A 2,210-nucleotide genomic window follows, 5' to 3' on the forward strand; every position below is an offset into this window, starting at 1 on the left:
CTAATATATAAAATGTCATAAATACCATTATAAGTTTAACTCACTATAACATATTGAAAGAAAAAGAATTTAACTTTTAACCTTTTTTACAAAATAAAAGACTAGGAAAAATCCTAGCCTTTTATTTACTATTAATTATATTTTTCGTATTATAGTATAAAATTTATTTATATATTATATATTCCAGCTCTCTAGTTTCATCAAGCATATTAAAAAAATTTCTTATCATCGAAAAAATCTATTATTGGATATTTGCTTGTCTCTGTATCTATAGCTAGTTTAAAAGCTACATCACCACTAACTAATTTAGTAGCAATTATATTACTTAACTTATAGCTATCATTGCAGGTAATCGATCGTGTATTTTTCTTATACTTAAATCTTTACTCGAAACATCACTTCAAAGCCTAGATTTATTTACTGGATTACTAATTATATTCTTTAAAAATTGGTCCAGCTCTATGGTTCTCTTCTATACTAAATATTGTTTCTAATTACATTAGCTTCATAAATATAAGCTTCTTTTATAGTAATAGGATTAGTTAATGTTAGTTGAACATTTAAATATTTAATTGCTGCTTTAGTTAACATACTATACTACCCACCTATTTCTATTCCTCATTAAAAAGAAAAAACTAATAAAATAATTAGTTTTTTCTTTGACTTAGTTCATATACATTTTCAATCATATTTTTATATAAAGGTGTAAAACTATCATAATTATCAAAATAAATACTTTTCACAACATTTTCCCAAACTAAAGCATCAATTTCTATTAAATTATTATTTTTATCTATCAAATTTTCTTTCAATAGATACGGTAATACATTCTTATTAGTTTTAATATCTTCTATAAGTCCAAAAATTAAATTTTTAACTCCTCTGTCCTTTAATTCTCCTATTACAAGAAACAAATATTTATCGATATCTTCAGTATCAGCTTTAGGTAACTCATTAAAAATAAACTTTAAGTCTTTAAAATCTTTATTTTTTAAGAATTTCTTTTCTTTTATCATTTTTTCTATTAACATATTTAGAATGTAAAATTTTATTTTAAAATATACAGCTATTGACGGTCCCCTTACTTCCCTATTATAGCTATCAATAATTTGTTTTTTTGTTAACCTATACAACAATAAGCTTACTATTAATGATGTTAAAATACCTACTAATGTAAATACAGATTCAAAAACAGTTGAATAGTTTGGCATTAAGTCAGATATAGCAGTATATTTATTATTAAGAAATTGAAAACCCATTGGCAATAATAGTGATAATGATATAATTAAATATATAATACTTAATATAGATATTAAAATTAAAAATGCTAGTATTAAACCTTTGAAAAATTTTATTTTTTTCAATATGTCTACCTCCAATCATATATAATTTTACAATAATATATAATATAAAGAGCTTATTATTATATCATTTTCTCTAAAAGTATCCATATATACTAATGTAATTAATCGTACTATCTTTTATATCTTCTAGCTATATCATCATAATAATCATTAAATCTTATAAAAAGTTCAAATTATTTAATATTTACCAAAATTCTATAATTATTAATGTTTAAATTCTATTTTTCTAATAATTTTTCTATATTTTTATTTAATCTACTTAGTTGTCTTATTATCATCCAATTTTGTTCCGTTAATGCACTTAAATATGTTACTTTCGCTTGTTCTTCTGCTTTTGCAAAACTTAAAGCCATACCTGTTTTAAAGAATGAGTTACCTGCTAAGTCAGTAGCTATTCTTTGAAGTACAATTAAGTCTTTTTCGTCAAGATCTTCTAACTGATACCTATCCATAAACTGTTTTATTTTTTTTGCTTGCTTGTCTTCCTTACTTTCCTTATTAAATAATCCCATATAAATCACCTCTTTTTTTATTATAAGTCATTTTTTTACATAATACAAAAAAATCCATTCTTTATACTATATTTTTTAATAGACTTACTAATAGAACTTCCATCTCTTCGCTATTATTCTTTATTAAATTCCCAGTAAGAATTTTTAGATATGAGTCTTACTACCCAAAATAATTTGTTATTAGCTTAACTATAAACTTAGCCAAAATATATTTTTTTAACAGAATTATAAATAAGTTAGATGGATTTAAACTCTGAAAATATAGGTTATGAAAATCTATTCCTCTAATAATTAAGCAATATATTCAGACTTTAAAATATTTAATAAATAATAG

Annotated in this window: 2 protein-coding genes; both read right to left on the minus strand. The window is 22.1% G+C overall.

Translation table 11 applies throughout. The annotated features are described in order from the left end of the window. Nucleotides 1–647: 647 nt before the first annotated feature. Nucleotides 648–1,364 carry a hypothetical protein gene (locus Q4E08_RS12055; protein ID WP_303131258.1) on the minus strand — a complete coding sequence of 239 codons (717 nt, stop codon included), beginning with the start codon at nucleotides 1,362–1,364 and terminating at the stop codon, nucleotides 648–650. 218 nt (nucleotides 1,365–1,582) lie between these two features. Then, nucleotides 1,583–1,876 (minus strand): hypothetical protein, encoded by a 294-nt coding sequence (locus Q4E08_RS12060; protein ID WP_138289570.1) that lies wholly within the window; start codon nucleotides 1,874–1,876, stop codon nucleotides 1,583–1,585. Between the last annotated feature and the right edge of the window lie 334 nt (nucleotides 1,877–2,210).

This window comes from Clostridium sp. (genome assembly GCF_030532265.1).
Classification (GTDB): domain Bacteria; phylum Bacillota; class Clostridia; order Clostridiales; family Clostridiaceae; genus Clostridium.

What these genes read in the sequence shown, in the direction of transcription:
- Q4E08_RS12060 (WP_138289570.1), bottom strand. Translation starts at nt 1,876, where the DNA reads ATGGGATTATTTAATAAGGAAAGTAAGGAAGACAAGCAAGCAAAAAAA.